This window comes from Acinetobacter sp. WC-323 (genome assembly GCF_000314615.1).
Classification (GTDB): Bacteria; Pseudomonadota; Gammaproteobacteria; order Pseudomonadales; family Moraxellaceae; genus Acinetobacter; species Acinetobacter courvalinii.
Genome location: NZ_AMZS01000004.1, coordinates 1 through 2,278, shown reverse-complemented (window position 1 = coordinate 2,278; position 2,278 = coordinate 1). Strand labels below are relative to the sequence as shown.

Here is a 2,278-nt window from a genome sequence, read left to right as displayed (position 1 = left end):
TTATAAAATAACACAATGTATTCTGTAATATCTGCTTTAGCTTCATCTCTGGTTTTATAGTTGCAATGATGCACTAATTCATTCTTGAGTATGCCCCAGAAACTTTCAATCGGTGCATTATCGTAACAGTCCCCACGTTTGCTCATTGAACCTTGAAAATCACATTTTTCCAGTATCTTTCGATATTCATGGCTGCAATATTGGCTGCCTCTGTCCGAATGAATAATTAAGCCTTTCGTTGGTTTTTGATTACGAATCGCCATAGTCAGTGCATTGCAAACAAGTTGTGCGGTCATACGCTCATTTAAGCTATAGCCAACCACTTGTTTCGTGTACAGGTCTTTTACTGCTGCCAAGTATAACCAACCTTCAGCAGTCCAAATGTATGTAATATCGCTTGACCATGCAAGATTGGGCTTAGTCATTGAAAACTGTTGCTCTAGTAAATTTGCGTAGATCGCTCGATTATGATCACTCTTCGTAGTTCTTTTGAAACGCTTATGACGCTTACAATACAGCTGGTTGAGCTTTTTTATTTGACGTACAGCATACGTACTGATTTTGATACCTTGCGCTTGTAAATGCTTAGTTAATCGAATATAGCCATAGCTTTGTTTAGTTTCCTCATGAGCTATTTTGACCAAAATTGTCTGTTGATTTCGCTGAACCAATCTTTTATTCATGCCTCGTTTTAGCCAATCATAAAATCGTGACACTGAAACGTGAAGTAATCTAGCCATAAAGCTAATCGGGAATAAATATCTTTGCTGTTTCATATAGGCGTACCTTACTGACTTTCTTTCGCAAAGTACGCTGCTGCCTTTTTTAGAAATTCACGTTCCATTTCAGCTGTTTTGAGCTGTTGTTTGAGCTTTTTATTTTCTTCGAGTAAGGCATTTAGATCAGGTGAATATTGTTTAGTGCCTGCTAAGGTGCCAGTCTTTGCTTTATTATTCCAATTTGAAAGAGTTTGCATTGAAATGCCAAGTTGTCTGGCTGTTTCCGATACATTGCCTTGATTGGCTTCAATCAATTTTATTGCTTCAACTTTAAATTCTGCGGTGTAAGTCTTCTGTTTCTTGCTCATGGTAAACTCCTGATGAGTGTCTATAGTTTACCAAGTTAAAACCTCCTGTTTTCTCAGCACACATCAGGAGACTACCTGTCAGAATTAACAGGTATGGTTAGTCCCATAAAAAAAACGCCAGCAAGGGGTTGCTGGCGTATAAAATGAATCTGCATTGACATGCAGGTATTGCCTAATTTATCAGGATTGATCCATATGTTGCATATCAAAATAACGATTTACAAAAACGAAATTAAAAAGCATCTCCCTGCCCTTATGAGTCTGCTCGGCACACTTATTTTTATGGCCGCATTCTTCGCGCTATCCGTTCACTTTAACGCTGCAATTGTCAAATGTCACTAAAAACTGACCCACTATTTGCATCTAAAATTGACCCACGTAGTTGTTAAAATATTACAGTCGTGAAACTCAATTAATTGATGGCTAACTCCTCCTGATCTATTTTGGTTTGTCGTGGTTTAGTTCGCTTTGTTGCAATTCCCTTGGTACTCGATTCTTTAAAGCGCCAAGACTCATTGCCTGTTTCGACGATATGACAATGATGCGTTACCCCCGCCAAAATAGATATCCATAGTGCGATATGTAGTTGCAGAGTGCCTAACAATATTACTATCTAGGAATATTTTCATGGCCATGCCTAACGAGGCTGTAGCGAAACTCCCAGCCGAATTTTACCCATTAAAGCGGTCCAAATAACAAACATATTTCATGCTGCTATTCAAATTCCAGCTCACTAAAGCGCAACAACTTCGCTACTTTTCAAATAGCCGCGCATCACCAAAAATAAAATATTTGTACTTCGAGTTTTGCTACAACTTCAACGAGTCTGTAGTAAAAGGAATCCGTAAAGACACTTATCCACAGCACTCTCTGTATTGATTAGTAGTAGGTTAAAAGCCACGCAAACGATTTTACATAATCGCCACTTATGAGTAGTGACGTAATTTTAATGTGTCTCGACCTATTTTGAGCCTTCCAGCTGCGTTCGGCCAGAAGCGGACGCCAGGGTGTGCCTTAAAATCCTGCTAAACCCCTCCCAGCTAGCTCCGCCAATTACCGGCGCCTCACTGCATACCAATTGGAAGTCTTATAGCCAAGCGTTTGAGTGCGATTGCTAATTGCTCGCAATAAAACTGTAACATTGAGTCGTTATGCTCACCTCATTATCTGATTTCGTAATCAAAAATAAAG

1 protein-coding gene and 1 pseudogene are annotated in these 2,278 nt (G+C 39.2%); both read right to left on the bottom strand.

The features are described from left to right. Positions 1 to 1,087 (bottom strand): IS3-like element ISAba21 family transposase gene (locus ACINWC323_RS18095; RefSeq protein ID WP_155758117.1). Its coding sequence is split into 2 segments (ribosomal slippage), with 1,088 coding nucleotides annotated over them: positions 1 to 829 and positions 829 to 1,087; the frame shifts between segments, so codons are not numbered across the junction. This gene is flagged as partial in the annotation. A 496-nt stretch (positions 1,088 to 1,583) separates the two neighbouring features. Continuing rightward, a pseudogene (locus ACINWC323_RS20525) lies at positions 1,584 to 1,682 on the bottom strand (ATPase); the annotation flags it as partial. Positions 1,683 to 2,278: the final 596 nt, after the last annotated feature.